At 75.8% G+C, this 2,367-nt stretch carries 2 protein-coding genes and 1 pseudogene; 2 read left to right on the top strand and 1 reads right to left on the bottom strand.

Going from position 1 to position 2,367, the window contains the following annotated elements:
* Nucleotides 1-484: pseudogene (locus SSNG_RS42535) on the top strand (hypothetical protein); the annotation flags it as partial.
* Here SSNG_RS42535 and SSNG_RS31500 read toward each other — a convergent pair.
* Nucleotides 438-833: a hypothetical protein gene (locus SSNG_RS31500; protein WP_007267997.1), complete on the bottom strand. Its 396-nt coding sequence runs from the start codon at nucleotides 831-833 to the stop codon at nucleotides 438-440. The pseudogene SSNG_RS42535 and the gene SSNG_RS31500 sit on opposite strands and share 47 nt — an antisense overlap.
* Nucleotides 834-1,029: 196 nt before the next feature.
* Between SSNG_RS31500 and SSNG_RS31495 the strand changes: the two genes are divergently transcribed.
* Nucleotides 1,030-2,307: a sensor histidine kinase gene (locus SSNG_RS31495; protein WP_241695276.1), complete on the top strand. Its 1,278-nt coding sequence runs from the start codon at nucleotides 1,030-1,032 to the stop codon at nucleotides 2,305-2,307.
* The last annotated feature ends 60 nt before the right edge of the window (nucleotides 2,308-2,367 follow it).

The following is a 2,367-nucleotide window of genomic DNA, read 5'->3' as shown; positions in this document are numbered from 1 at the left end:
CCGCTCGAAGGTGTGGATCGCCCCCCGGTACCGCACCGACGGGCCCGACCGGGCGGCCACCCTCGACGTGGCCTTCGCGCAGGTCGGTCCCGGTTCCGACGGCCTCCCGGTGGAGGACGTCGTCGGCGGGAACCGGCTCGTCACCGGGGCCACCTTCAACCACCCCAAGGTCACCCTGATCGGCCATCCGGCGGCGGCCGCCCGCCCGCGCACGTGCGTGAACAAGACGACCAAGTTCACCAGCGGCGACCCGAAGAGCCCGGGTTCCTTCCTGCGGATCGACTGCACCGGCTATCCGGGCGGGACCAGCGGCGGCCCCTTCCTGGCCCGCTACGACGCGCAGACGATGACCGGGGACGTCGTCGGGGTGATCGGCGGCTGGAAGACGGGCGGGCCGACCGCGGACACCTCGTACAGCTCCTACTTCGGAGCGGAGATCAGGAAGCTGTACCAGACGGCGGTTGCCGGGGCACTGGTGCGGTGACCACCCGCTCCCAGCGGGTGCGGCGCGGATTGCCGACCGTACGGGGCGTCACCGGGACGCCCGCGGCGGTCAGCGGGTCGGCCGGGGCGAGTGCGAGCTGGCGGCGCAGGTCCGCCAGGGCGGCGTGCACCGGGGCGAGGATCACCTCGGCGCGCGGGTGGACGTACGCGAGGGCGTGCGCGGTGGTCTCGATGGTCTCGGCGGCGTCCTCGGCGGCGGTCCGGCTCCAGCCGCCGGGCCCTCCCCCGCTCCAGGGCGCCACGGCGTCGTAGAGGTGGCAGGCGGCGTCGGCCGCGGCGTCGGCCCGTTCACCGACGCCCGGCCCCGCGATGGTCGGCAGCAGCTCCATGCCCGCTCAACGAGCGGGATGCGCCGGGGGAACGAGACGGTCGCGGATCCCGGTCGGCGGCGCGTGCGCATAGGCTGGCGGGATCATGAGCCTGAGAGTGCGCAAGCCTGCCGGCGGGAGAAGGCCGGACGCGGGGGCGGCGACGGCCGGCGCGGCCCGCGAGCCGCGGACGCCCGTCGGGTGGGACCGGTTCGCCATGGCGTTGCGGACGCCCGCGCGGGCGGGCGAGCCGTTGCTGGCGCGGGCGCCCGGGGCGTGGCTGCGGATGCTGCCCTTCGCCGTGATGGGCGTCTTCGTGGTGTCGCTGCTGCCGGTGACGATCGCGGTGCTGACCAACGACTACGGGATGGGCGGCGGGTGGGCCGGGGCCCTGGGCGTGGCGCAGACGGTGCCGCTGCTGCTGGCGGTGTCGCGTCCGGTGGCCGCCTGGGGCGCCGTGCTGCTCGCGGACGTCGTCGGGGCGGTCCTGCTGCTGACCGGCGCGGACCGGGTGGCCGGGCAATCCTGGCCGTGGACGCCGATGGTGGTGGTCGGGTACCTGGCGCTGATGGTGTGCGTGGGGCTGCGCGAGCCGGTGCGGACGCTGGTGCGGGTGGGGCTGGCGACGGGTGCGGCCGGGGTGGTGCTGGGCTTCTTCGCGCCGGCCGGGGTGACGAACACGGTGGCGCTGCTGTTCGTGCTCAGCGGCTGCGTGCTGGCGGTGACGGGCGCTCTGCGCGGTCTGGGTGACGCGCGGCAGCGCATCGCCGAGCAGGAGAGCATCAGCGAGGCGGAGCGGGCCCGGCGGACCCTGCTGGAGGAACGGGCGCGAATCGCCCGGGAGTTGCACGACGTGGTGGCCCACCACATGTCCGTGATCACGGTGCAGGCGGATTCCGCCCCGTACCGGCTGCCCGGCATGGAGGAAGCGGTGCGGGAGGAGTTCGCGGTGATCGCGGCCAGTGCGCGCGAGTCGCTGGCCGAGATGCGGCGGCTGCTGACGGTGCTGCGGGGCGACTCGGGCCCCGGCGGCGCGGACGGGGACCGGGCGCCGCAGCCGGGCATCGCGCGGATCCAGCAGCTGGTGGAGGCGACGGTGCGGGCGGGGCAGCCGGTGGAGTGCTCCCTGGCCGCCGCTCTGGCGGACGCGCCGGTGCCGCCGGCCGTGGACCTGTCGGCGTACCGCATCGTGCAGGAGGCCCTCGCGAACGTGGTGCGGCACGCGCCGGGCGCGCCGGCCCGCGTCTCGGTGACGTACTCCGCGCAGGACGGGGAGGTGCTGGTGCTGGTCGTCAACGGCCCGGCCCCGGACGCGGTGGTGGAGCTGGAGCGTTCCGGGACGGGGCACGGGCTGGTGGGGATGCGCGAGCGCGTACGTTTGACCGGCGGGACCCTGGACGCGGGCCCGCTGCCCGAGGGCGGCTTCCGGGTGGCCGCCCGGCTCCCCCTCGACCCGCCCGGCCCCGCCGACTCCCTTACGGAGGAGCCCAGTTGACCATCCGCGTGATCATCGTCGACGACCAGGCCATGGTCCGGGCGGGGTTCGCCGCGCTGC

Origin of the sequence: Streptomyces sp. C, from assembly GCF_000158895.1 — a bacterium.
GTDB classification, from domain to species: Bacteria; Actinomycetota; Actinomycetes; order Streptomycetales; family Streptomycetaceae; genus Streptomyces; species Streptomyces racemochromogenes.
The sequence above is the reverse complement of the archived record's forward strand: the minus strand, read 5'-3'. Positions and strand labels throughout refer to the sequence as shown.